The following is a 23,669-nucleotide window of genomic DNA, read 5'->3' as shown; positions in this document are numbered from 1 at the left end:
ACTAGTCTCCGTCTGTCGAGTTGAAGCCCACGACCATACCCAGCGCCGCGGCGACTTCGTCAGCCAAAGCAATCTTGATATACTCTAAGTTATTCGACAGTGTTATTAATTTGCGGTACTCGGCAGGTTCTGATAGATAAGGCTTAATCGCATCGCCGTTCGGTACGCTTTCCAACGCAATGCTCCAGTGTTTAACCAGTCGATCTGCTAATGCCTCTCTACCTTGTTCTCGTAAAACACCATCAACCGATCCGATATAGCGGGCTTGTAAGGCTTCGATACGCTCTCGCAACAACGCCAGTGATTGACCTGAACGCCATGCTTGCGCCTGATACGGCTTAGGATAACCAGGCTTTCCCATTGGCAGAGACAGGGTTTTAATGGCTGAGTCCAGTTGACTAGCCAAGATATTCAACGCATCCCTCTCGCGCTGTTCTTTGGCCACCCCCTTCCAAAGATTGTCCTGCCATGCCGAAGCCATCAGCTCTGACGAAAACACCAGATGTGATGAAATTGCTTGAGTCAATGGACAGCGTGATACCAATATATCGCTCTTAGATTCACCCTTCTGCATGCCATCAAAAAGTAACCACTCAAGTGCCCCAAGACCTTGCACCGCGACACTTTGATTTTCTAGCGATAACGCGGACATGTCCTTGTCACTCTTAAGCAATTTCCCGATCTGACGTCCAATGGTGTTTTTCTTGTCAGGATAGAATTGAATTTGCCAACTCAAGGACATCGCCGCTTCGTTGCCATAATTCGCACCCGCCACGGACTGCCACGCTTTGATGGTTTTCACCCACTGCGTCTGACTCTCAGCAAGTGCCTCATGCGTTTTCACTTCGCACAGAGCAGCAATTTCAGATTCTAACGCCTTGGCTTCACGTATAAATGATGACGTTGATTGTTTTTGAATATCCCAAAGTTGCTCTCCCAGCTGCATATTTGAAACGGAGATGTTAGTCGCTTGGCTGTCACACCCCGAAATAAGTGACAGCGTCACCAAAAAGGAAAATCCACATAGCCAGTGTGCTCTGTTAGCTAAATCAATCATCACATTCCATTCCTACAACGACTTGAGAAATGCTATCAATGCGGCTCTCTGGCTCGCATTGAACCCTAACACTGCTTCTTTACTGTTTTTTGCTTCTCCACCGTGCCAAAGAATCGCCTCCATTTCCGTTCGAGCACGTCCATCATGCAGAAACTCTGTGTGTCCGTTCACCTCCTGGGTATAACCGATACCCCAAAGCGGTGCCGTTCGCCATTCTTGTCCGGTCGCGAGAAACTCGCCTCGGTTATCTGCCAGCCCTTGTCCCATATCATGCAGAAGTAAATCGGTATAGGGGTGGATCGTTTGCTGGCTAAGTGCTGGCCTATCTTTTCGCTCCGCTGTCTGTATCGTAGATTGATGGCAACTTGCGCAGCCCGCTTCTTGGAACAACACCTCCCCGTGTTGCACCAAAGGCTCGGCAAGGTTTCGACGCATCGGCACTGCGAGGTGTTGCGAATAGAACTCGACAAAATTGAGTATTTTCTCGGTGACTTCAGGTTGACCACCGCTTGGTAAACGCTGGCATAAGTCTTGCGCTACCGAGCAGTTTTCATCAGGAAACAAGGTACTGGTTAAGCCCAAGTCTCCATTAAACGCCGCCGCATTTTGCTGCATTAAATTTGGCTGACCCGCTTTCCAGCCAAAGCGACCAATTACAGTTTTCTCTTGCACTACGTCCCACACATAGTTGGGACGCCCCGAAATGGCTTTATTTTCCTTTCGTTGCTGCTCGGCGATGGCCAATAACGTCGCGTCAGGTATCGATTCCAGCAAACCTAGTCCAATCATCGGTGGCGCTATGCGTGCGGACATTTGGGTTTCGGAGTGCATCGCACCATAGTTCAAGTCATCAATCGTTATCTTTGGTTTGCGTAACTCAACGGTGTGTCCATCGCTAAACGTTTCAGTGTGATAATCGAAATTAACGACAATTCTACCTTCGGGGTTTTCGCCAGGAAGCGCAAAGTCTTGTAGCTGTCCACCATAAGTGGGCTCGGGAATATTCCCGGACAAGATAAGCTGCTTTTTTTGCGCATCAGTCATGGCTGGAATACTTAGGCGGATAAGCAGCGATACCGCATTTTGATCGCCTGCCAGAGGTAAGTGGCCTCGCCCATCCTTAATGTGGCAGTTCTGACATCCATTGGTATTGAACAGAGGCCCAAGGCCGTCTCTGGCATCAGTCGATGCTGGAGCGCTTACCCAAGGGTTTCGAAAAAAACTATTGCCAACACTGAAGTCAATGCGCTCGCTGAGGGGAAGGTTGGTGGCGGGTTGAGAAAAAGCATTCGCGCCTTGCTTGCTTGTTGTCGTGTCTCCACCCGACTTTATTTCGCCTGCAAATGACAACGATGCAAAGGCACTAAACAGTAAAACCGTGTATTTCATGACTACTTTCCAAATACGTCAAAAGGAGCTGCAACAGACCTGCCGCAACTCCCTATTTAATTGTTTATTTCTTAGAACTGGTGATCGGCACTATCTGGATTAAGATTGCTAATACCCAACTCACCAGCAATAGACTCAATGCCACGAGTTTGATCAACCAGTGCAGCAATCGCGTTGTTTATCACTAGATGGCCATCTGCATTATTAGTGGCAATCAATTGGTCGAAATACACACCGTTCACTTCAGCTGATTCCACCAGCTTGAAGACGGCACTGCGCGCTGAATCGAATTCGGCAAGGATCTCACCCGCCTTTTCAGGGTTCGCTTTTTTCACCATGTCATACAAAGATGGACCGCTCACTTCAGAGCCGTCTACACGAGAGTAGCTGCCGGTGAAGACGTTATAGATCCCTTGCTCGTTGTAATAATGGGAGTTGTGAGTGTTGTCCGAAAAGCAATCATGCTCGTCTTCTGAAGAGTTGGCCTCAAGAGCCACTTTCATGCGCTCACCCGCCAATTCACCTAACGACAAAGACCCCATGCCAAACAACATTTTACGCAGACCATTTTCAACGTTTTCGTTAAGCAGGGTTTCACGGTAATTACCACTTACACCCGCTGACCATTGGTTTTCCATCCACGCCAGATCAGTGATCAGCAATTCAGATGCCGCTTTCAGATAGTCTCTGCGACGATCACAATTTCCACTTGTGCATGACTCACCGTAAGCAAAGTCAGTATAAGAACGCTCCCCCGCACCACTGCTCGTGCCATTCAGATCTTGCCCCCAAAGCAGAAACTCAATGGCGTGATATCCTGACGCCACGTTAGCTTCAGACCCTCCTAGTTCATTCAATGATGCAATAAGCTCCGGCGTGATCTGCTGAATATCAACGGTTTCATTGCCCACACTAATCGACTTGCTAGCAATAATGTTAGCTACCGCGCCTTCGTTACCCAATTCATACTGGTAATCCGTTGCCACGTAATCAATCAAACCTTCGTCCAAGGGCCACGCATTCAGTTGCCCTTCCCAGTCATCAACAATGGCATTGCCGAAACGAAACACTTCAGATTGCTGATACGGTACTCGAGCTGCAAGCCACGCTGTTTTCGCTGTCGCCAACGTTTGTGCTGACGGTTTATCAATCAGCGCGTTGATTGCCGTATCAAGCTGTATTGCCGTGCGATGCGAATCGCTATAAACCGCATGAGCGAGATCGGCATAGTGGCTAACAACTTGATCTGGCGTCGCTGCCAACGTGGGAAAAGAAGCTAGCGAAAGTGAAAATACAGAGAGAGCCGTGGCACGAGAGGAATACATCATAATCTGTCCTTGAAAAGTTGATATGTAACCAGTTATTACAAACGCGAATGATTATTACATTCACTATCAACCTTTTCAAATGATAATGATAAAAAATATCATTTGAATGCGCATTATTGTTAACATGCTGCAAATGCGCCATCTATGACATCGTTTTCGACCCCGAATGAGATTCTGTGACTACTCGATATCGCATCTTTCGCTTCCTGTGTGTAAGGTTATTGAAAAAGCCTTTTATTATTTGCGTTTTACGCAGATAATTTCGCGGTTTTTCACCCTGCTGCAGTTATAGGAGACGCTTCGATGGAGAAGCACGAAGAGGTGCTGGTTGCGCTTAGACAAATTATCCGAGCCATTGACCTACATTCACGTAAGCTAAACAAAGTCGCAGGCCTAACAGGTCCTCAGCTTGTATTAATGAGTGCTATTCACGAATTGGATGAAGTGACTATTCGCCAACTGTCTAACCATACCAATATGAGCCAAGCCACCGCGACGACCATCTTAGATCGCCTCGCGAGCCGAAACCTTATCGTTCGAGTAAGAAGTAACTTAGACAAAAGAAAGGTGCACGCTCATTTAACACCAGAGGGTGAAAAAGCGCTTGAGCAAGCGCCTAAGCCTTTGCAGGACAGCTTCATTTCTCGCTTTCAATCACTGGAAGAGTGGGAGCAATCCTTGCTCATCTCCTCCGTACAGCGAATCTCTTCGATGATGAATGCTGACAATATTGATGCTGCGCCTCTGCTGGAAGTTTCTGCGTTAACAACGTCAGAATCTCAATAGCCTCGTCGGCGTAGACAAAAAAAGAGCCTTTTGGGGCTCTTTTTTGTTTCTACCGGTCTTTGTCGACTAGCTTTATTAACCCTCAAGTCGATAGCTATCTGCTCAATCACCGCGCATCATGGCTACACATTGTTGACCACCCACATCTACCCCGTTTTTCTTCGCGATAGAAACCCAGTTGCTAGTGCAGTTCCCAAGAAAATGGTAAGCGCACCGAGCATCATTCTTATGGTAATCACTTCGCCCAAGAACATCGCACCCCATACTGCTGCAAACAAGGGGATCAAAAATGTCACTGTCATCGTATTCGCAGGGCCAACGTTAGCAATTAGCCTAAAAAATATCACATACGCGAAGCCCGTAGAGGCAAATCCCAGCACCATTGCTGCAATCCATCCAGCACCACTCGGCGCTGCGTCGGGCCAAAAGTAAATACCAAAAGGAAGTAAAGACAATGTTGCCCCTATCTGACTACCCGTCGCAGTAACAACCGGAGGAATGTCATGTAAGAAGCGTTTGGTATAACTCGCAGCGATTCCATACATAAAGGTCGCTCCTAATACCGCTAACACAGGAAAACCCAATCCTTGGTCACCAAAGTCAAGTTTCCCCCAAACAAGAATCACGACGCCAACCACACCCAAAAGAAGGCCAAAAACGCGATTTCTGGTCATGGATTCCCCTAACCACAAATAGGCAATGATTGCCCCCCATATTGGTGTTCCGGCATTGACGATAGATGCGAAGCTTCCTGTAACACTCATCATCGCATAGGCAAATAACAAGAAAGGCACGGCAGAACTGAATAAACCTACAACACATGCGTGGAACCAATGCGCTTTCAACACAGGGAATTGACGACGTGCAATGAGAACTGGCAGCAGCAATGAAGCTGCAAGACCAACGCGAACTAAAATGAGAGAAAACGGCCCAAATTCGGGTACAGCGTAACGAATAAGTATAAAAGAAGCCCCCCAAAGTGCGGCGAGCAACACCAGTTCCAAGGAGTCTTTTCTGTTAATTTCCATGAAAAATCCTGCGTTGAGATACCCTTGGAAACCATACTAACCGCATTCGCGCATCTCTTTCGCCAGAATCGGCCATATCAACAAGACGGCAATAACGTATTGCTTCAAATCAATGAACAATGACTAAGCGCTTAAACCGATTCAAAATTTACGTCCGACTCCGCATTGTATGATTTTTCATACTCACCTGACGTTTGTGTTTTTCTGAGATGCATCTAGTTTTAATAGTGATACACTTTTCTCAAGGGAATAGAAATGCACAAAGAAAGGCGAATACTGATTGTCGATGATTCCATCGCCATCTTAGCCTTGGTAGAGGGAATGCTGAAAGAGCTTGGCTATCGAGACGTCACTAGCTTTTCGTCCCCGACTCAAGTCATTGATGAATTGCATAAATTTCCTACCAAGTATGACATCGTCCTTACCGATCTTAATATGCCTGAGATTGATGGAATGGGCGTGATAAGAGAGCTAGGAAAGATTGATTTCAAAGGTGGCGTTTGCATCATGTCCGACCTTGACGTGCGGATCATTGAACTCGCAGCTGAAGTCGCAAGGCAACAGTCTATTTGCCTATTGGGTAACGTTTCCAAACCGATAAAAGTCGATGCCTTGAAACTAATACTTGATAGAATGGAGCAAATTGAAGAACGGCGTTTTACCCACTTTAAGAAAATGGATAAAACTGAGCTCTTGAACTGTATAGAACGTCATCAAGTTATCCCCTATTACCAACCCAAATTAAACCCTGAAACAAACCTTGTCCAAAGCCTCGAAGTCCTTGCACGTATTCGATTGCCAGGAGAAACAGATGCCGTGCTACCAGGGCGCTTTATACCCACAGCAATAAAGCATGACCTGATGGATCTGATAACAATGCAACTGGCAGAAAGCACTGCCAACGATATGAATGAACTCTCGAAAATCTTTGGCGACAACGTACATGTCAGCATCAACCTGTCCGCTCAGCAACTCGCTGATTTAGAGATCCCCAATCGACTCGAAATTCTCTTTAAAGAAAAACACATTGATAAATCACGCATCGTGTTAGAAATCACCGAAGAGTATGCCCTGAAAACGCCCGAACAGATGGAGTCACTCAATCGGCTCAGGATAAGAGGGTATGGGTTGTCAATGGATGACTTTGGAACGGGATTTACCAATATCAATCAACTTCGTAATTTACCTTTTACTGAAGTGAAAATTGACAGAACTTTAATCAACCACATTCATCAAGATCAATTCAGTCAGGTGATTGTTCAGTCACTCGCTGAAATTACAAACTCATTTGATGTAGATTTGGTCGCCGAAGGTATAGAACACTTTGAAGATCTGGAATATCTTTCTTCAAGATACCCCGGCATACTGCTACAGGGTTTTTTAATCTGTCGACCGAAAGCCATAGAAAGCTTGAAGAATTGGTACAACAGTTGGTTGAAAGGTGTCGGCGCTACGTCAAAAACGAGCGGCTAAGCTAAACACAGCACCCTTGTTCCTGACTTAAAACAAAAAAGTTTCCGACTAAAAACAAGAAACTTCGCCACAGCAGCGGACCGGACACGCTGAATTTTTTCAGAGCCCGCGATCGGTTATGGCGATTCGGCAAGCGATGAACAAATGCATAAATGATCTGCTCAAGACTAACGTCCGGTTCTTGAGCAATCTCATTCAAGATCTTTCTTAAGCGAACCGCCTGTGGGCGAATCAATTTGGATGACGTCTCCCCCGCCAAGCACCATCAAGCCTTCGGCCAAACACACAACTTCTACATCAAGTTCCATATTTCATATTCCATCGTGTACGACACCAAAACTGATCGGATTGATTTCAATTTGGTTAGCGACAGTGTCTTTTCACAGATTATATGGTATTTACTGGTAAGTTAGCGGAAGCAGACAACATCGTTTCTTCAGCAACGGACTGTAGGGATCACGCAAATGAAAACAATTGGGTTAATCGGTGGAATGAGTTGGGAATCCACAGCGGTTTACTATCGCATGCTCAACCAAAAAACAAAGGAAGCGCTTGGCGGTCATCACTCTTCGAAAATGATTCTTAGTAGTGTTGATTTTGCTGACATTGAATCTCTCCAACGCGCTGGAGATTGGCAAGCAGCAGCAGCCATACTCGCCAATGAAGCAAAAAAGCTAGAAACTGCCGGTGCCAGCTTTATTTTGATAGGCACAAATACCATGCACAAAGTTGCTTCTGAAGTGCAATCGGTGATCTCGATCCCTTTACTTCATATCGCCGATGCGACGGCCCAGCAATTAAAGCATGACGGAATCAAACACGTTGGTTTACTAGGCACCCGCTTCACCATGTCTCAGCCTTTTTACAAAGAGCGACTTAACGAGCATGGTATCGAGGTATCTGTACCACCAGAGTGGCATCAAGACATTATTCACGAGATTATTTACCAAGAACTCTGCCAAGGGAAAATCTCTGCACATTCCCGCAAACAATATCTATCTGTGATTGATGACCTTCACAAGCAAGGCATCGAAGCGGTCATCCTTGGCTGTACCGAAATCGGCTTGCTCATTCAACAAAAACACACAGCCATTCCGCTGTATGACACCACAGAGATACATGCCTCTGCTGCCGTTAAACTAGCGATAAATGAAGAATAGTCGCCCTGTAAAAGGAATAACCGAGTGACAATAAGATATGCGACAGCTTTAGACCTTGATGCTATCAATGCCATTTATAACCACTATGTGTTGAACACAGCAATTACATTTGATTATGACCCTTGGTCGATACAGCGCCGACAAGCATGGTTTGAAAAACTATTAAACAGCGATGGTTATTACCATGTACTGGTCAAAGAAGATGCACAAGGAATGATTGTAGGATTTGCTTACAACGGTGAATTTCGAGAAAAGCTCGCCTATAAAATCAGTAGTGAAATAACTATCTACTTACATCATGAAAGACAAGCAAAAGGAATGGGCTCAGAACTCATGACTGCGCTACTGGAAAAAATGAACAGTTCCCCTATCCGACGCGCCTATTCAGTCATTACACTACCCAATCCCGCCTCTCTACGCTTGCATGAAAAATTTGGATTCAAACAAGTGGGATACCTAACAGATGTTGGCTACAAATTTGAGCAGTACTACTCAGTTGCTATTTTGGAAAAAACCACACTAGATCATTAAAATAACAGCAAATTTTCGCCATACGCGCCCTACTCTAACAGACATGATCACACCATTTGGTCATGTCTATTTATTTAGTCTCGTCAGACGCTTTCAACATCGTAAAAAGCCAAACAAACATTGAGGCTTTACCTGTCATTTCACGACTTACTCTTCAATCTATCGATGACAAGCTACGGAAATTAATACAAATAATTTATTAATGTTCAAATTCATAACGTTAACCTTGCTTTATAGGAAAAATATCGAATTCCGTAACAAATCATGCCAGCTTTCCTACACTTAATGAGAATCAAATTTGCAACCAATGACTAAAATTTGGAGCAAACAGCATGAACATCTCAACAAAAATTAAAGCTGCTTTCGTCACCGTGAGCGCCGCTGCTGTCATCATCTCTGCAGCACTGCTCACGATAACGGCTGACAAAGCCTCCGGCGAAGCAATGGAGCATCAAATCAAAAACCAGTTGATGTCAGCGAGAGAAGTTAAAAAATCTGAAATTGAGCGCTACTTCAACACTATCGTTAAGCAATTAACAAATCTCGCTAACTCCACCATGACTGAAGACGCCATGCTCCAGTTTTCACAGAGTTTTCAAAGTGTAGAAACTGAAGCCGTGCTTGCCCCCAATCAAGCAGAGATCCTGAAAAGTTACTACTCCAGCGAATTTGGCAGCACCTACACCGAAACAAACGGCAAACAATCCGACGTATTACAAAATCTCGACACCATAGGTCTCAATGGAAAACTATTACAGCAAGCATACATTGGCCTGAATGAGCACCCACTTGGAAACAAACATTTATTGGATAAAGCCTCTGATGAAACGACTTATAGCGAGATCCACGATGTTTTTCATAGTAATTATCGAACCTTTTTAGAATCGTTTGGTTATTACGATATCTTCTTGGTGGATAACGACGGCAATGTCGTGTATTCGGTATTCAAAGAGCTCGATTACGCCACAAATTTGATTAGCGGCCCCTACAGTAAAAGCGGTCTCGCTGATGCTTTTGTTCAGGCCAAAGATCTGGAAAAAGGGGCATTCAGTTTCGTTGATTTTGCGCCGTACTACCCTTCTTACGACAGCCCAGCTTCATTTGTAGGAACACCCGTCGTCAAAAATGGCCAAAATGTTGGTGTGCTTATCTTCCAAATGCCCATAGATAGCATTAATTCCATCATGACCTATGAAGGAAACTGGAAATTAGATGGAATGGGCGATACAGGAGAAACTTTCCTCGTAGGTCCAGACAAATTAATACGCTCTCAATCACGTATGCTTGCTGAAAACAAAGAAACCTATCTTGATACCTTACTAAAAAGCGGCATTCCGGATACGGTCGTAGAGAGAATTGCGTTCACCGAGTCGTCTTCGGGACAACAGATGATCAATTCCGCACATACCAACGCAGCACTGGGTGGAGAGACTGGCTTTGTTTCTGGCGTCAATCACGTAGGTAAAAATGTATTTGCTGCCTATCGTCCCATTTCGATACTGGGACAGGAATGGGCGCTGATTGCAGAGATTGAGACAGCAGAATCGCTCTATGAAGTGCATCAGCTGCAAGAAACCTTACACCAACTCGCCATCGCAATCGGCGGTGTATTGATTCTAGGCTCTTTGGTTCTCGCATGGTTTGTCGCTGGAAGCATCAGTAAACCGATAACGGCGCTCACAAAACGTATTTCTCACATCGCGAAAGAACATGATTTGACCCTACGATTGAACGCCTCGGGGAAAGATGAGATTGCTGAACTTTCAAAATCGATGAACATCATGCTTGAAGATTTTATGAACGTCATTCAAGGCGCTAATACTACGGTAAAATCACTTGGTACTGCATCGAAAAACATTCAAAGCAATATTGACTCCATGCGAAATGAAGTTGACCAGCAGGCAACAAACTCAAATCAGGTAGCAACAGCCGCCACCGAAATGAGTGCGTCAATCAATGAAGTCGCTGGTTATGCAAACAATGCATCGGAGTCATCAGAAACTGTCGTGCAGTCTATCCGCCAAAGCGCTGATGTCGGTCAGCAACTCGTCGGCGAAATTTCGCAACTTTCCACTCGAATGGGAGACGCCACTGAGTCTATGCAGCAATTATCTGCTGAGAGTGATTCGATCGGTACTGTCCTTGATGTTATTCAGGGAATTGCAGAACAAACTAACCTTCTTGCCCTAAACGCTGCCATAGAGGCGGCTCGTGCTGGCGAACAAGGCCGTGGATTTGCAGTCGTCGCCGATGAAGTGAGATCTCTCGCAATCCGAACCCAAACCTCAACAGAAGAAATCCGGGCGAAAGTTGAATCGCTGCAAGCGGAAACGAAGAAAGTTGTTAGCGGTATCAGTGGCGCTAACCAATTCGTGGCGAGCAGTGTGGGTAATTGTAATAAAAACAATGATATGCTCGAAGAAATCGCCCAAATGATGACAGCAATAAATGACATGAACGCACAAATAGCCACTGCAACAAATGAGCAATCATCGGTGACCGAAGAGATCACTATGAATGTGAATAACATAGCGCGTTCAGCAAACTCTGTGTCCGAGCGTGCGCACGACACGACGGATACGGCACATAGTATTGATGAGCAAGCGAATAAGCTTACTCATCAAATTGGGATGTTTAAAATTGCTTGAGTGCACTTTAAACGCGGGTAAAAGCAAAGAACGTTAAGCATAAAGAAGGCCAGCAATGCTGGCCTTCTTTGTCTTTAGTATCTTGATTTTTTTGTGTTCTGCTTAGAATTGACGATCGTTACTCGACAGCCTCTTCTAAAGACACTTGGGTCGGTACATTTGTCTGTGACACCTCACCAAAACCACGCAAACCAACAACATGCACATGTTCTTTATCGTTAAAGATCTTACGCACAAGTTTATAGGTTGTGCCCTGTTCTGGGCTGATGTTCTCTGGTGCTGCGATAAGAAGCTGCATATCTAGACGATGACAAAGCTCGAACAAGGTCGAAATCGACTTCGCATCCAAACGTGCAGCCTCATCTAAGAACAACAAACGACAAGGGATAACGTCTTTACCTCGAAGGCGGCGTGATTCCTCTTCCCAGCTCTGAACGACCATCAACAAGATAGCTTGACCTGTACCGATCGCTTCACCCGTCGACAACGCACCAGATTCAGCACGTAGCCAACCGTCTGTACCACGGTTAACTTCGATGCCCAACTCAAGATAATTGCGGTAATCCAGAAGCTCTTCGCCCAAAATTTGTGGTGAACGTTGGCCCATATCGATGTGTGGGTTCAAACGTTGGAACAATTTCGCCATCGCTTCAGAAAAGGTCAGTCGATTGTTACCAAACAAATCTTGATGTTGTTCGGCATTTTCCGCCAAGCCAGCAAGAAGTTGCGCGTGCGTCTCGCGAATAGACACATTCAGACGAACGCCTTTCACCTGGCCAAAGCCAATATTCGACAAGCCTTGGTTCAAGACGCGAATACGGTTTTGCTCACGCTGGATCGTTTTGCGAATAATATTCGCAACCGACTCAGAGCTAATCGCCAAACGTTTCTCACGCTGCGTCAGTTCTTCCGTCAAACGACCCAGTTCAACTTCCATCTCTTCGATAGCTTCTACTGGGTCATCCGTGCGAATAATGTCGTGGCGAATACGTTCACGAAGGTGCTGGTACACCGCGACATAGAACAACACTTTGCGTTCTGGACGCGCCATGTCTTCTGACGAACGCAGTGCGTCACGAAGCGTTTCGTTGTCTGCAACAGCAAGACGCAATGCACCCAAGGATTTATCAGACAATGAACGTAATTCATCCGCCGACATGTACGCCATTTCACGACGGTTAAGCTGCTTCTCAACACCACTATTACGTGCGATTTTGAGGACTTCRACCCAACCCGCTTTCGCATTTACAACAAAGGTACGCAAGTCAGCATATTCTTTGCTCACTTTTTTCAGTGTTTTGAGCAGCGACTTCATCTCAAGCTCAACCGAAGTTAAGCCTTTCTCTAGTTCGCTCTTACGCTGACGAGATTGGGACAGCTGTGCATTCAACTCATCGCGACGAATACGTGAACGTTCTTCGGCTTCCACATCAGCGCGAACACCCAACTCCGTCAGTTCACGCTTAAACTCAGCGACGGTTTCTTGCTTCGCTTGGTGCGAACTTTTCAAAGACGCCAGCAATTGGTTGTACTGGTTCACCTGATCGCGAACTTGCTTAACGTGTTCACGAGAACGCGTACGTGCACGCTCAGCATCAACCAGTTTGGTTTTTAGCTGTTCGTTTAACTCACTGCTCTTATCAAGTAATGCCACCGCATCTTGATAACCAAAATGGTGACGACGCTCAACAAGATCTGACAGCGCAAACAACTTCTTCTTAAGAAACTGCAAGGACTCATCAGCGTGAACATAAGCATCATTCAATGCATCAAACTGCTCAGGGTCGGCATCAAGCGTGGACAGGAGTGGCTCTAGCTCCGCCAATGTCTTGCTGTGCTCACGGGTGAAATGGCGAGCTTCATCAGCTTGTGCCAAACGTGCCTGAACTTCGTCTAAGCGTGCTTCCACCGCGTCATCTTCGAGTGCATTCACCAAATGTTGAAGCTTGTTCAGCAACGCAATGGCTTCTTTTGCACCCGTCAGTTGGCTGCGAATTTGCTGCTCGTTGTCACGCAATTGACCTAACTGACGCTGAACTTGATTACGCTGCTCACGCAATACTTTCAATGCCGCTTCTGGATCTTCATTGAACGCAACGTTCATATGATGCGAAACGAACTGGTTAAAACTCTGAGTTAGACGCTGAAGCTTCTGAGCATCAAACGACGCTTTGGCGTAGTCTTCAACCAGCTCTTCACGCTTTTCACGCAACACTTCAAGGCGATGCTCACGCGCCGCTCGACCAAACAATGGGACTTTAGGGAAACGCGAATAGCGAAGCTGACGATCATTAAGGTGAACGCAAACCGCGCCTTCCATTTCATCAGCATCGAATACACTGTCATCAAAGCCATCTGTATCGCCTTCGATAACGTAAAGATCGTCAGGGCAATCTTCAATATCAACCAGTTTCTCTTTAATGCCTTTAAGATCAGGAACCACGATGGCGTGGCGAGCTGGGCCGTACAATGCTGAAAAGTACGGTGCATCTTCCATCGTGATGTCATCGTAAATTTCTGAAAGCAGTGTGCCACCTAAGGTGTCAGCCAGTGATTGCAAGCGTGCATCGCCGCTACCGCCAGGCTGAGCCAAACGTTCAATTTCCGCTTCAAGCGTTTGTTTTTCGACGGCCAGCTTGTCACGGGTATCCAGTGTTTGACGTTCTCTCACCATCACTGTTTGCATGGTGTCGAGAACCGCTTGGTTGTCGTAAAGACTTTCTTCGGTTTGGTCTGACAGTTTTTCTAGCGCTTCTTGCGCCGCAATCCATGCAGGAGCAACGTTTTCAAACGCCGTCACTTTGGCATTGATGTCATTTTCACTGCGCTGCAGTTCGCGGAGTTTGTCCGCTTGTTCGCCAACCGCATCTTCCGCCGATTCGAGACGCTCCTGCTGACGTGCCATTTCAAGCTCGGTCAGTTCTTCAGACTCAACCGCCGTGTTGAATTGACGCTGGTATTGCTCTGAAAGCGTTTTGGCTTGCTGATAGCTGCGTAGCTGACGCTCAAGGTCACGATGCTGTGCGGTGAGTTGGTCGCTATTATTTGCCAAATTGGCAAACTCACGGCCTTTTGCAATCACTTCACGTGCTTTGGTTGACGCATCTTCACGAGAAACTTCACCAACGATCTGACGCACTAATTGCAAGCCACGTTCAAATTGTTTTGCCGCGGCAGACGACAAATCCAACTTGTGCTTCAGGCTCAGAAGTTGCGCGGTTTGCGCTTCTTCATCACCTTTCAGCGCATTCAGCATGTCTGCTGCATTATGATGCTCAAGATCATCATTACCCGTTATCTCTTGCGCTTTTTCTAACGCTTTAACGGCCTGTTGATACTGAAGCGCTCGAGTTTGCTGCATATCCAGCGCTTGCTGGTAATCCGCCAGTTGGGTTTTGAGGCTATCAACTTCTTCTTCGTTGAGGTGCGCTTGCTCCTCCGAGATCGCAAGTTGTTCAGTGGCTTCTTCAACCACCATCATTTGCTCTTCGAGGCGTACGGCTAACTCTTCCAAATCGTCTTGGTAGCGCTCCACTTTCTCTTGCTGGCGAACCGCGGTTTGCACTAATTGAAGGTGGTCTGAAGCCGCTTGGTAATCTTGTTCTAGATGAGCTTGTCCATCGGTCAGCACATCCAGTTCATCGGTCATGCGACCAAACGTACCTTGGAAATCACTTAGCTGGCGACGAGAACCCAGCAACTCGCCACGTCGTTGCAATGCCAGTTCAAGCTTCTTGCGACGCTCATTGGCATGGCGCATGTAGTCAGACGCAACGTAGTTGGTCGATTCAGTGATCAAGTGCTTGAACAAATCACGGTCACGCTGTGTCAGCTTGATCGCTTCTAGCGTCATACGGTTTTCGCGAAGTGCCACTTCCATGTCTTGGAAGGCTTTCTTCACACCACCGTTTTGCGGCAGCAAGTAATCGCGCAGTGACTTGGTGATCGCACTTGAAATGCCACCGTAGAGCGATGCTTCAATCAAACGATAGAACTTCGAACGATCCGTTTGATTACGCAGTTTCTTAGGCAACGCACCTAACTCAAACATTTGCGCATGGTAATCGGTGACAGAAGTAAACGCTTTAAAATGTGCCGTTTCGTGCTCACCTAGCGCGTCTTTCACGTCATTAAGCTGACGAACACGCACTTGGTTGGCAGACACGCTTTCAATCAAAATATCGGTTGGTTTAACGTGTGAAGGCAGACCTTGAATAATGAAAGGCTTGATGTCGACTTTCTTATCACGCCCCGCCACTTGCTGAAGGCGCACGCCGAACAAAATACGTTGGTTACGGGAGTTCACCACATCAAGCGCGGCATAACACGCGCCCGGCTTCAGTTTACCGTGAAGGCCTTTATCACGTGATGCTGTTGAACTGCCCGCTTCGGTGGTATTACGAAAATGCAGCAAGCTTTGATCGGGGATCAAAGCTGTAATAAACGCCGCCATCGTGGTCGATTTACCCGCACCGTTACCGCCAGACAAGGTGGTAACTAGGTTATCGATATCAAAGGTACGAGCAAAAAAGCCGTTCCAGTTAACCATGGTCAGCGATTGGTATTTACCGCGTTGGATCATGCCTGAGCCTCCTGATCGTCGTTGCTTAACGCGTCGATTTCTAATTCATCGCTCTCGTCGTTACTCAATAGACTTGATTGCGCATGCTCTTGTGTATGAACAACCGCTTCACCATCACGAATCAAACGCAATTGCGCTTCACGCATATCGTCACCCACTCGAACATCCGCACCAAAGCGGAACGTGGCTTCGCTAACGCGGAATTTTCCGTTATCTCCGATTGGGACAATCATGCCCAATCGGCGAAGACGACGAAGTGATGTTTTCACTTTGTCATACAGTTTTTCACGATCAAGATCAGAGCCGCTGGCACGCAAGGTCACCAGCTTCATCAGCTTCTTCTCATCCGCTAGAGTCAAGAGCTCGTCAAACAGCTCTTGGGTATTAAAAATACCTTCTTGAGCCAATCGCTCTGGGCTTAGGTAGAGGAAACACAGTACCTTACCCACCAGCATATCGAGCTCTGACAATACACTGCGACCGATCAACGATGTGGAGCGTGGACGCAGATAGAAAAAGCCTTCCGGCGCTCGCACTAGCTCAGCATGGTAGCGCTGATAGAAATGCTGCAGTGGCGTTTCAAATTCAATCAGATAAGCGTGGTTATCCAAATCTTCGCTGGCAATATGGCGGCCAGCACGCAGCGCGCTATCCAGTGTTGGGAACAAAGGGTTAGCTATCGCTTTTGCCAATTCCTCTGGCATAAGTTCTTCAATATTTATCGATGACATTCGCTTGTACCTTGGCTCCGTATTCGTTAATTGCCTGCCAATCCGGTTGGATCGCATTGAGATCTGATTGTGAATAACCTAGGCGTACCGCCTGATTAATCACTATCCGAGCCAAATCAAAATGGCGAGCTTGTGGGTGTTGAGCCAGATAGTTTTTCAAAACAACGCCCAAATCGATGCCCTCGCCCGTTGTTCGATGACGAGACAGCATGTCAGCGATTTGATCGCCCAATTGGTCGGTAACCAGTGTGAGTTCTTCAAATTCGACTTCCGCAGGCATTTCGCCAGTCACTTCGTCATCACGAAGCACCAAGGCTTCATCACGCATATCACGAAGACGTTCGGCATCTGAAAAAGTCAGGAACCACGGGTTATCAAAATATTCTGTCACCGATTGACGTAAACGCTGGCTAAATGCACGGTTCTTGTCCATGTCGATGGCATTACGAATAAATTTATGTACGTGACGGTCGTAACCAATCCACAGGTCTATCGCTTGTTGGCCCCAATTGACGATGCGGTCGAGTTTCATTTGCAAGTTGTAGATCATGGCATCAACGAAATCGAGATCGTCTCGGCCCTGAACTTGTTCCTGAATATTAAATAGCTGTGTTTGCAGTTGGTCACCTGCCGACTGCAACGTATCTTGCAGTTCGCGCAGCGTACTGGATGTTTCGTTTAACAGTTGCTCACAGTTAGCAATCGCTGCTTGCCAATCTTGGTTTAACAGCGCAGCAATGTCTTCTTTGACCTTTTGCTGTTGTTCATCCATGGTGCGTTGGTTCAAATCGATGCGATCGAAAATTTCTGCCACAGAATACTTAAGTACGCCGTAAACATTTTTACGCCAAAAATCAGCATCGCCATCTTCTGACGCTGCTGACAAAGCTTTATCAATCTCATCTGCCACCATGGAGAGCTGAATAGACAGCTTCAATGAGCTGTATTCACGGTGACGTGCATAGTAATCGCTGATACCCAGCGCAAGCGGTGTAAGACGATAGATGCTCGCACCCTCTGTCAGTTCGCTGGTAAAGCGACTCAACAGGCGGCTACGCACCAAATCGTTAATGGCATTGTTTGCGCGAAACGCGATGGTCTCGCTAGCTTGATCGAATTGGTCACTCACAATGCGGAACGCATCGACAAGTTCCCCTTCCCCTAGCTCCTCCTCATAACGCTCGCTGCTGAGTACTGCAACGGCAAGGAGAAATGCCAGCCGTTCCGGCGGCAGATTGAGAGAGAAGTCATTCTGTTTCACCCAACCGACCAACTCAGGAACAGTCTGAGAGAATTCGCTCATCCGTAATCCTTGTTGTCTATTTCTAATTATTTATCGAGAGGTCTTTGCGCCCACACATGAATGTAGCGCCCTAACGATATAAAAGGTTCTTGGCGGCAAAGCTTTTGCTCCATCGCCACAACCTGTTCAAAGGTATATTCGCCCATTCTTGTGTCTTTCATGTAGTCATGGAATGTACGTACACCACTTTTTCCCAAAATATTAAAGCCAGCCTCTTCGATCCACTGATAAACGTCTTCAGGTGGAAGGCCTTTTTGAGGCTGAAGCTTAAAGCGCTTTCTATGCGGCATACCCTCTTCAACATGGGTAAGGTTGCCGCATATTAAATTTTTAAACAGCAAACCATTTTGGTTGTAGAACATCACTGACGCAATGCCACCAGGCTTTACTTGCGAAAGAATGACATTCAAAGCTTCTCGCGGATCCGCTAGCCACTCCATCACCGCATGAAAAAGCACCAAATCAGTTTGCTTATCCACATGCTGTGCAATTTCCTGCACGGGTGCATGAACAAAGCGATATTGAGGAAGCAACCCAGCCGCTTCGATATCTTTTTCCGCCAACTCGAGCATCTGTGAAGAAAGATCGCACAAAGTGACGTGATGACCACGGTTGGCAATTTGCTGCGAAAGCTGCGCTAAGCCGCCTCCAGCGTCCAAAATATCCAGTGGTTTAGACTCACCCAGTTGTCCCAAAATTGATTCGAGATCTTGCCAAACAACGGCTTGGCGGATTTCTCCTTTGCCCGAGCCGTAAATGTTTTTAACAAATTTGTGGGCAATGTCGTCGAAATTTCTATCCTCTGTCACAGTGCCTTCGTTATCATATTCTACTGAAGGGGCTATTTTCGCATAAGACTGCCGTTAATAAAGGTTTGTTGTACTTATTGGCCCCTGTTTGACTATATTTCGGGCGACATTTCATGTTTGAACTAAAAAAACTTATATCAACTTTACTGATGCCCCTCCCTGCACTACTGCTAATCGGATTTTTTGGTCTGTTTTTGATTTGGTTCACGCAGCGTAAAGGGTTTGGTTCGTTCTTTGTTTTTGTTTCACTGCTGTTAATTGGACTCGTATCTTTTCAGCCAATATCTTCATCGTTGTTAATGGGGCTAGAAAGACAGCACACCCGTTTTTTACAACCAGAAGAGCCCGTTGATTACGTCATGGTGCTTGGGCATGGTCACGTGGTTGATGACGAAATCCCTCCTACTTCTGAGTTGTCGCGAGTGGCGTTGATGCGCCTCATAGAGGGGATTCGGATTCACTTCATGTACCCAACCTCACAACTGATTTTGTCAGGTTATGATGGCGGATACGAAGTGAGCCATGCTCGTATGCTGGCTCGGGTAGCAATGGCAATGGGGGTGAACAAGAACAACATCCTGTTGCTTGAAACAGCAAAGGACACGTGGGAAGAAGCCTTTCAAGCGGCATCCGTCGTGGGCGATAGCAACTTGGTACTGGTGACGTCGGCGAGCCACATGCCTCGCGCATTGTATGAATTTCAAAGTGCAGGCCTAGACCCTATCCCAGCACCAACGAATTACATGGCCCAAAAAGAGATTCAACAGCCTTGGATCAAGTACAGCCCTCGGGCACAGTACCTCGAGCAATTCGAGCGCTTCTGGCATGAACGCTTAGGGCAACTGTGGCAACGTCTACGCGACAAAGTGGCGCTACAAGAAGCGGTACTGCAAGCGGACCCTGTGACGTCTCCTGAATCGGCTATGCCAACACCAGAGACTGATATCGAAGGTATTGCGCCAGCCAATTAGATACGAGGCTAACTCGACTCCATTTGTTCACTGACAAAACAATTCGTCTGTTAGAAAAACAAAAAGCTGCCACCAGGCAGCTTTTTTTATGGATTTGTTTTGTAAAGTTTACTTGTCTAAGTATGTTGTGTACGGCCGTGATACTCGACGAATCAATATGTCGATTAACGGCTATTAACTAACTGCCTAACCACTTCAAGATCTTCAGGCGTATCCACGCCAGCAGGTGGGACTTCGATAGCCACATCCACGTGGATTTTCTCGCCATACCAAAGCACACGCAGTTGCTCTAAGCACTCGATGTGTTCAATCGGGCTTGGTGCCCAATTGATATAGGTATTAATGAACCCTGCACGATAACCGTATATGCCAATATGGCGTTTCAGATTATGGTGGATCTCCATCGGCACTTTAGCAAAGTTATCGCGATCCCAAGGAATCGTCGCTCGGCTAAAATACAGCGCATAACCGTCTTTATCCGTCACCACTTTCACAGCGTTAGGGTTAAACACTTCATCAGCATGATCGATGTTAACTGCCAGCGTCGCCATAGGCGCAACACTCTTGGCTAAATTCTCTGCAACCTGACGAATAACACTCGGCGGGATTAACGGCTCATCACCTTGCACATTTACGATGATTTCATCAGCATCGAGATTGTATTTCTCGATCACTTCCGCAAGACGTTCAGTGCCAGATTGGTGATCTTCACGGGTCATGCAAACTTCGGCACCAAATCCATTCGCTGCATCAACAATACGCTGATCATCCGTTGCGATAATCACATTGTGAGCGCCAGACTTCAGCGCTTGCTCGTAAACCCATTGGATCATCGGCTTTCCACCAATATCAACCAAAGGTTTGGCGGGCAAACGACTCGACGCATACCGAGCGGGGATCACCACGGTGAATTTCATTACTTAACCTCTTCAGAAGTCAATTCACGTGCTTCCGGTGTCAACATCACTGGAATCCCATCACGAATGGGATAAGCTAACCGGTCAAATTTGCAAACCAACTCGTTCTTTTCTTTGTTGTAATTCAGCTTTCCCTTACACGCAGGGCAAGCGACGATTTCAAGCAGTCGGTGATCCATATCCATCCTTCACTTTCTTAATGGTATTCATTACGTTGGCAGTATCATCCGCATTGAAGCTCGCATCAACGGGCAAATACCACCAATTCTCAATTTCTGGGTGTTGTTGTAACAATGCCCGACATTTAACGGCATCTTTTTCCGTCATCAACAAATGCTCACCTTGATCAGCTAACGTCATCAATCTCTCAATTTCAAATGCTTTATGATCCGCGAAGGGCTCGCAATGAATGGGGTGTTGTCCCAATTCATTCAGCGTATTGAAAAAACGTTGAGGGTTGCCGATCCCAGCCATCGCAACAGCATTTGGCAAGCTATTGGCAACAACCCGCTGACCCGTTTTTAGATTAACCAATTCATGTGGCAACAAGGCCATGCCAATCTCGCCTGGTAGTGCGACATCACCATTACAAATAATGAAGTCAACGCTATTTAAACGGTCAACTTGCTCTCGCAATGGCCCAAACGGCATGTAATGACCATTACCAAAACGACGCTCGCCATCCACCACCACAAACTCAAGATCTCTCGCCAGTTTATAATGCTGCAACCCATCATCAGTGATAACAATATCAACACCAAGAGGCAGCAACGCTTTCACCGCTTCGCTTCTAACAGGGTCAATCGCGACAGGCGCACCCGTTCTTTGGAAAATCAATACAGGCTCGTCGCCGGCTGCATCAGTGGTAGTGGTGTCATCCAACACCAGAGGATACTGCTTTGCATTGCCACCATAACCACGGGAGACAACTCCCGGAGTCATACCAAGTGCTTGGAGTTGCTCCACCAGCCAAATCACAACTGGCGTTTTGCCATTGCCGCCTACGGTGATATTACCAACCACGATGACAGGAACAGGCGCTTTGTAAGCCTCACCACTTTTCATCAAAAACGCTTTGCGACGCTGTCTGGCTATTGCCCCAAACACCTTGCTCAAAGGCCATAACAAAGGCGCAGCGAGCCAACCTAGCGGGTGGTTTTCAAACCAAATTTTCTCGACCAAACCCGCCAAGCGTTATTCTCCAAATTGAATACGATGAAGTTGTGCGTATGCGCCATCTTTCTCAATCAAGGTAGCATGATTGCCGCGCTCAATAATTTCACCTTCATCAACAACCAAGATCTCATCGGCTTTTTCAATGGTCGACAATCGGTGGGCAATCACAAGCACAGTGCGGTCTTTTTGCAATTCATCTAACGCCGATTGAATAGCACGTTCTGATTCGGTATCGAGTGCTGAGGTTGCCTCATCCAAAATCAGAACTGGCGCGTTACGAAGCAGTGCCCGCGCAATGGCGATACGCTGACGCTGACCACCAGATAAACTCACACCGTTTTCACCAATCACCGTATCGAACCCGTTATCCATGTTCTGGATAAAGTCAGAGGCGTAAGCCAGCTTTGCTGCTCGTTCAATCTCTTCACGAGTGAATTTCTCTTCCGCCGCATACGCGATGTTATTGGCGATGGTATCGTTAAACAGGTGCACGTTCTGCGAAACAATCGAAACGTGATCACGCAGATTACTCAAGGTGTAATCTTCGATACGCACATCATCGATAGTGATCCCGCCGCTGTCGATGTCATAAAAACGGGTCAGCAAATTCGCGATGGTACTTTTACCTGAGCCAGAACGCCCAACGAGTGCCAACGTTTTGCCCGCTTCCAATTCAAAACTGACCTTGCTTAATGCTGGCGTATCTTTGGTTGGGTAAGTAAACACCACGTCATTGACTTTGATGTCACCTTTCACTCGCGCCACTTCATGGCTACCGTTGTCTTTCTCGGTTTCCATTTCCATCAATTCAAACAGGCTGTTACACGCTGCCATACCACGCTGAAATTGCGAGGTGACGTTAGTCAGTGCTTTCAGTGGGCGCATCAAACCGAACATTGCGCCGAACACCACAGCGAACGTACCCGCGGTCAGCTCTGAGCGAATCGCTTCCGTGTTTGCCAACATCAATACCGCCACAAGTGCGAATGACGCTATAAGCTGAATAACGGGGTTAGCGATGGCCTGTGCAGACACCAACTTCATGGTTTGTTGGCGCATACCATTGCTGACTTTCTCAAAGCGCTCTTTTTCAACATCTTGACCGCCAAAGCTCAGTACGACTTTGTGGCCTTTAAGCATTTGCTCAGAAGAAGACGTCACTGAACCCATAGCTTCTTGCATGTTGGAGGATATTTTACGGAAACGCTTAGAAACAAAGCCAATCGCCCAAGCGACAACGGGCGCAATAACCAACAAGATGGCTGATAATTCCCAGCTGTAATAAAACATCAACGTCATCAGGCCAATAATCGATGCCCCTTCACGGACAAGGCTAACCAATGCACCACTGGTGGCATTAGCCACTTGTTCAGAGTCGTAAGTAATACGAGACAGCAAGGCACCGGAAGATTCTTTATCAAAGAAGCTCACAGGCATCTTCATAAAATGATTGAACATGCGACGGCGCATCACCATCACAACATTGCCTGACACCCATGACAGACCATAGGCAGACACAAAACTCGATATGCCGCGAATGAGCATGAGACCCACAAGGTAAAACGGCATCATTTTAAGGAAATCGCTATCCACGCTGTCATAGGTAAAGCCTTCGTCTAGTAGAGGCTTAATCATTGAAAGCATGAGCGTGTCACTTGCTGCGTTAACAATTAACGCAATGATGGCAACCACAAGTCCTAGTTTGTAATTGGCAATGTACGGCCAAAGCGCTTTGAACGTTTCTCGGGTGGTTTTATCTTGGTAATTTGACATTTTATTT

The 23,669-nt window shown here is 46.6% G+C and carries 18 protein-coding genes; 6 read left to right on the top strand and 12 right to left on the bottom strand.

Going from position 1 to position 23,669, the window contains the following annotated elements; all coding sequences use genetic code 11:
- Nucleotide 1: 1 nt before the first annotated feature.
- The 3 genes from L4D06_RS07105 to L4D06_RS07095 all read right to left on the bottom strand — a co-directional run bounded on the left by L4D06_RS07105 (nt 2) and on the right by L4D06_RS07095 (nt 3,774).
- Entirely contained in the window at nt 2-1,057 is a 1,056-nt protein-coding gene (locus L4D06_RS07105) for an imelysin family protein (protein ID WP_429738482.1), read from the bottom strand.
- Between the two features lie 12 nt (nt 1,058-1,069).
- Nucleotides 1,070-2,446: a di-heme oxidoreductase family protein gene (locus tag L4D06_RS07100; RefSeq protein ID WP_429738480.1), complete on the bottom strand. Its 1,377-nt coding sequence runs from the start codon at nt 2,444-2,446 to the stop codon at nt 1,070-1,072.
- Nucleotides 2,447-2,517: 71 nt separating this feature from the next.
- Complete coding sequence (locus tag L4D06_RS07095; protein ID WP_429738479.1) at nt 2,518-3,774, bottom strand: imelysin family protein; 1,257 nt, start codon at nt 3,772-3,774, stop codon at nt 2,518-2,520.
- A gap of 303 nt (nt 3,775-4,077) precedes the next feature.
- Between L4D06_RS07095 and L4D06_RS07090 the strand changes: the two genes are divergently transcribed.
- Nucleotides 4,078-4,560, top strand: coding sequence for a MarR family winged helix-turn-helix transcriptional regulator (locus L4D06_RS07090; protein ID WP_028024093.1), 483 nt, complete (start codon nt 4,078-4,080; stop codon nt 4,558-4,560).
- A 146-nt stretch (nt 4,561-4,706) separates the two neighbouring features.
- On the opposite strand, the gene L4D06_RS07085 is transcribed toward L4D06_RS07090, so the two are convergent.
- On the bottom strand, nt 4,707-5,588 hold the full coding sequence (locus tag L4D06_RS07085; RefSeq protein WP_429738478.1) for a DMT family transporter: 882 nt from the start codon (nt 5,586-5,588) through the stop codon (nt 4,707-4,709).
- Nucleotides 5,589-5,843: 255 nt separating this feature from the next.
- Between L4D06_RS07085 and L4D06_RS07080 the strand changes: the two genes are divergently transcribed.
- From L4D06_RS07080 to L4D06_RS07065, 4 genes are all read left to right on the top strand, one after another.
- Nucleotides 5,844-7,061, top strand: a complete 1,218-nt coding sequence (locus L4D06_RS07080) for an EAL domain-containing response regulator (RefSeq protein ID WP_429738476.1) — start codon at nt 5,844-5,846, stop codon at nt 7,059-7,061.
- A 464-nt stretch (nt 7,062-7,525) separates the two neighbouring features.
- Nucleotides 7,526-8,221, top strand: a complete 696-nt coding sequence (locus tag L4D06_RS07075; protein WP_429738474.1) for an aspartate/glutamate racemase family protein — start codon at nt 7,526-7,528, stop codon at nt 8,219-8,221.
- A 24-nt stretch (nt 8,222-8,245) separates the two neighbouring features.
- Entirely contained in the window at nt 8,246-8,752 is a 507-nt protein-coding gene (locus L4D06_RS07070; RefSeq protein ID WP_429738472.1) for a GNAT family N-acetyltransferase, read from the top strand.
- A gap of 332 nt (nt 8,753-9,084) precedes the next feature.
- Nucleotides 9,085-11,400: a methyl-accepting chemotaxis protein gene (locus L4D06_RS07065; RefSeq protein WP_429738470.1), complete on the top strand. Its 2,316-nt coding sequence runs from the start codon at nt 9,085-9,087 to the stop codon at nt 11,398-11,400.
- Between the two features lie 118 nt (nt 11,401-11,518).
- Here the strand turns inward: L4D06_RS07065 and mukB are convergent, their stop codons facing one another.
- Genes mukB through cmoM form a run of 4 tightly spaced genes read right to left on the bottom strand, consistent with a single transcriptional unit; the run spans nt 11,519 to nt 18,825 of the window.
- On the bottom strand, nt 11,519-15,982 hold the full coding sequence (mukB, locus tag L4D06_RS07060) for a chromosome partition protein MukB (protein WP_429738468.1): 4,464 nt from the start codon (nt 15,980-15,982) through the stop codon (nt 11,519-11,521).
- Nucleotides 15,979-16,713, bottom strand: a complete 735-nt coding sequence (gene mukE / locus L4D06_RS07055; RefSeq protein WP_429738467.1) for a chromosome partition protein MukE — start codon at nt 16,711-16,713, stop codon at nt 15,979-15,981. The genes mukB and mukE overlap by 4 nt, the downstream gene beginning before the upstream one ends.
- Nucleotides 16,694-18,016: a chromosome partition protein MukF gene (gene mukF / locus L4D06_RS07050; RefSeq protein WP_274165582.1), complete on the bottom strand. Its 1,323-nt coding sequence runs from the start codon at nt 18,014-18,016 to the stop codon at nt 16,694-16,696. Before mukF ends, mukE begins: the two co-directional genes overlap by 20 nt.
- A 26-nt stretch (nt 18,017-18,042) precedes the next feature.
- Complete coding sequence (cmoM, locus tag L4D06_RS07045) at nt 18,043-18,825, bottom strand: tRNA uridine 5-oxyacetic acid(34) methyltransferase CmoM (protein ID WP_274165583.1); 783 nt, start codon at nt 18,823-18,825, stop codon at nt 18,043-18,045.
- A gap of 113 nt (nt 18,826-18,938) precedes the next feature.
- On the opposite strand from cmoM, the gene elyC reads away from it, so the two are divergent.
- Entirely contained in the window at nt 18,939-19,796 is an 858-nt protein-coding gene (elyC, locus tag L4D06_RS07040) for an envelope biogenesis factor ElyC (RefSeq protein ID WP_429738464.1), read from the top strand.
- Nucleotides 19,797-19,960: 164 nt separating this feature from the next.
- Here the strand turns inward: elyC and kdsB are convergent, their stop codons facing one another.
- Genes kdsB through msbA form a run of 4 tightly spaced genes read right to left on the bottom strand, consistent with a single transcriptional unit; the run spans nt 19,961 to nt 23,662 of the window.
- Nucleotides 19,961-20,713: a 3-deoxy-manno-octulosonate cytidylyltransferase gene (gene kdsB / locus L4D06_RS07035; RefSeq protein WP_274165585.1), complete on the bottom strand. Its 753-nt coding sequence runs from the start codon at nt 20,711-20,713 to the stop codon at nt 19,961-19,963.
- Entirely contained in the window at nt 20,713-20,892 is a 180-nt protein-coding gene (locus tag L4D06_RS07030; RefSeq protein WP_274165586.1) for a Trm112 family protein, read from the bottom strand. The genes kdsB and L4D06_RS07030 overlap by 1 nt, the downstream gene beginning before the upstream one ends.
- Entirely contained in the window at nt 20,873-21,904 is a 1,032-nt protein-coding gene (gene lpxK / locus L4D06_RS07025) for a tetraacyldisaccharide 4'-kinase (protein ID WP_274165587.1), read from the bottom strand. Before lpxK ends, L4D06_RS07030 begins: the two co-directional genes overlap by 20 nt.
- Nucleotides 21,905-21,907: 3 nt before the next feature.
- The gene (msbA, locus tag L4D06_RS07020) at nt 21,908-23,662 is read right to left on the bottom strand and encodes a lipid A ABC transporter ATP-binding protein/permease MsbA (protein ID WP_274165588.1); all 1,755 of its coding nucleotides are present in this window, start codon (nt 23,660-23,662) and stop codon (nt 21,908-21,910) included.
- Nucleotides 23,663-23,669: the final 7 nt, after the last annotated feature.

The organism is Enterovibrio makurazakiensis (assembly GCF_050336585.1).
In the GTDB taxonomy this organism is placed as follows: Bacteria; Pseudomonadota; Gammaproteobacteria; order Enterobacterales; family Vibrionaceae; genus Enterovibrio; species Enterovibrio gelatinilyticus.
Note: the sequence above shows the minus strand (reverse complement) of the source record. Positions and strands in the feature narration are given on the sequence as shown.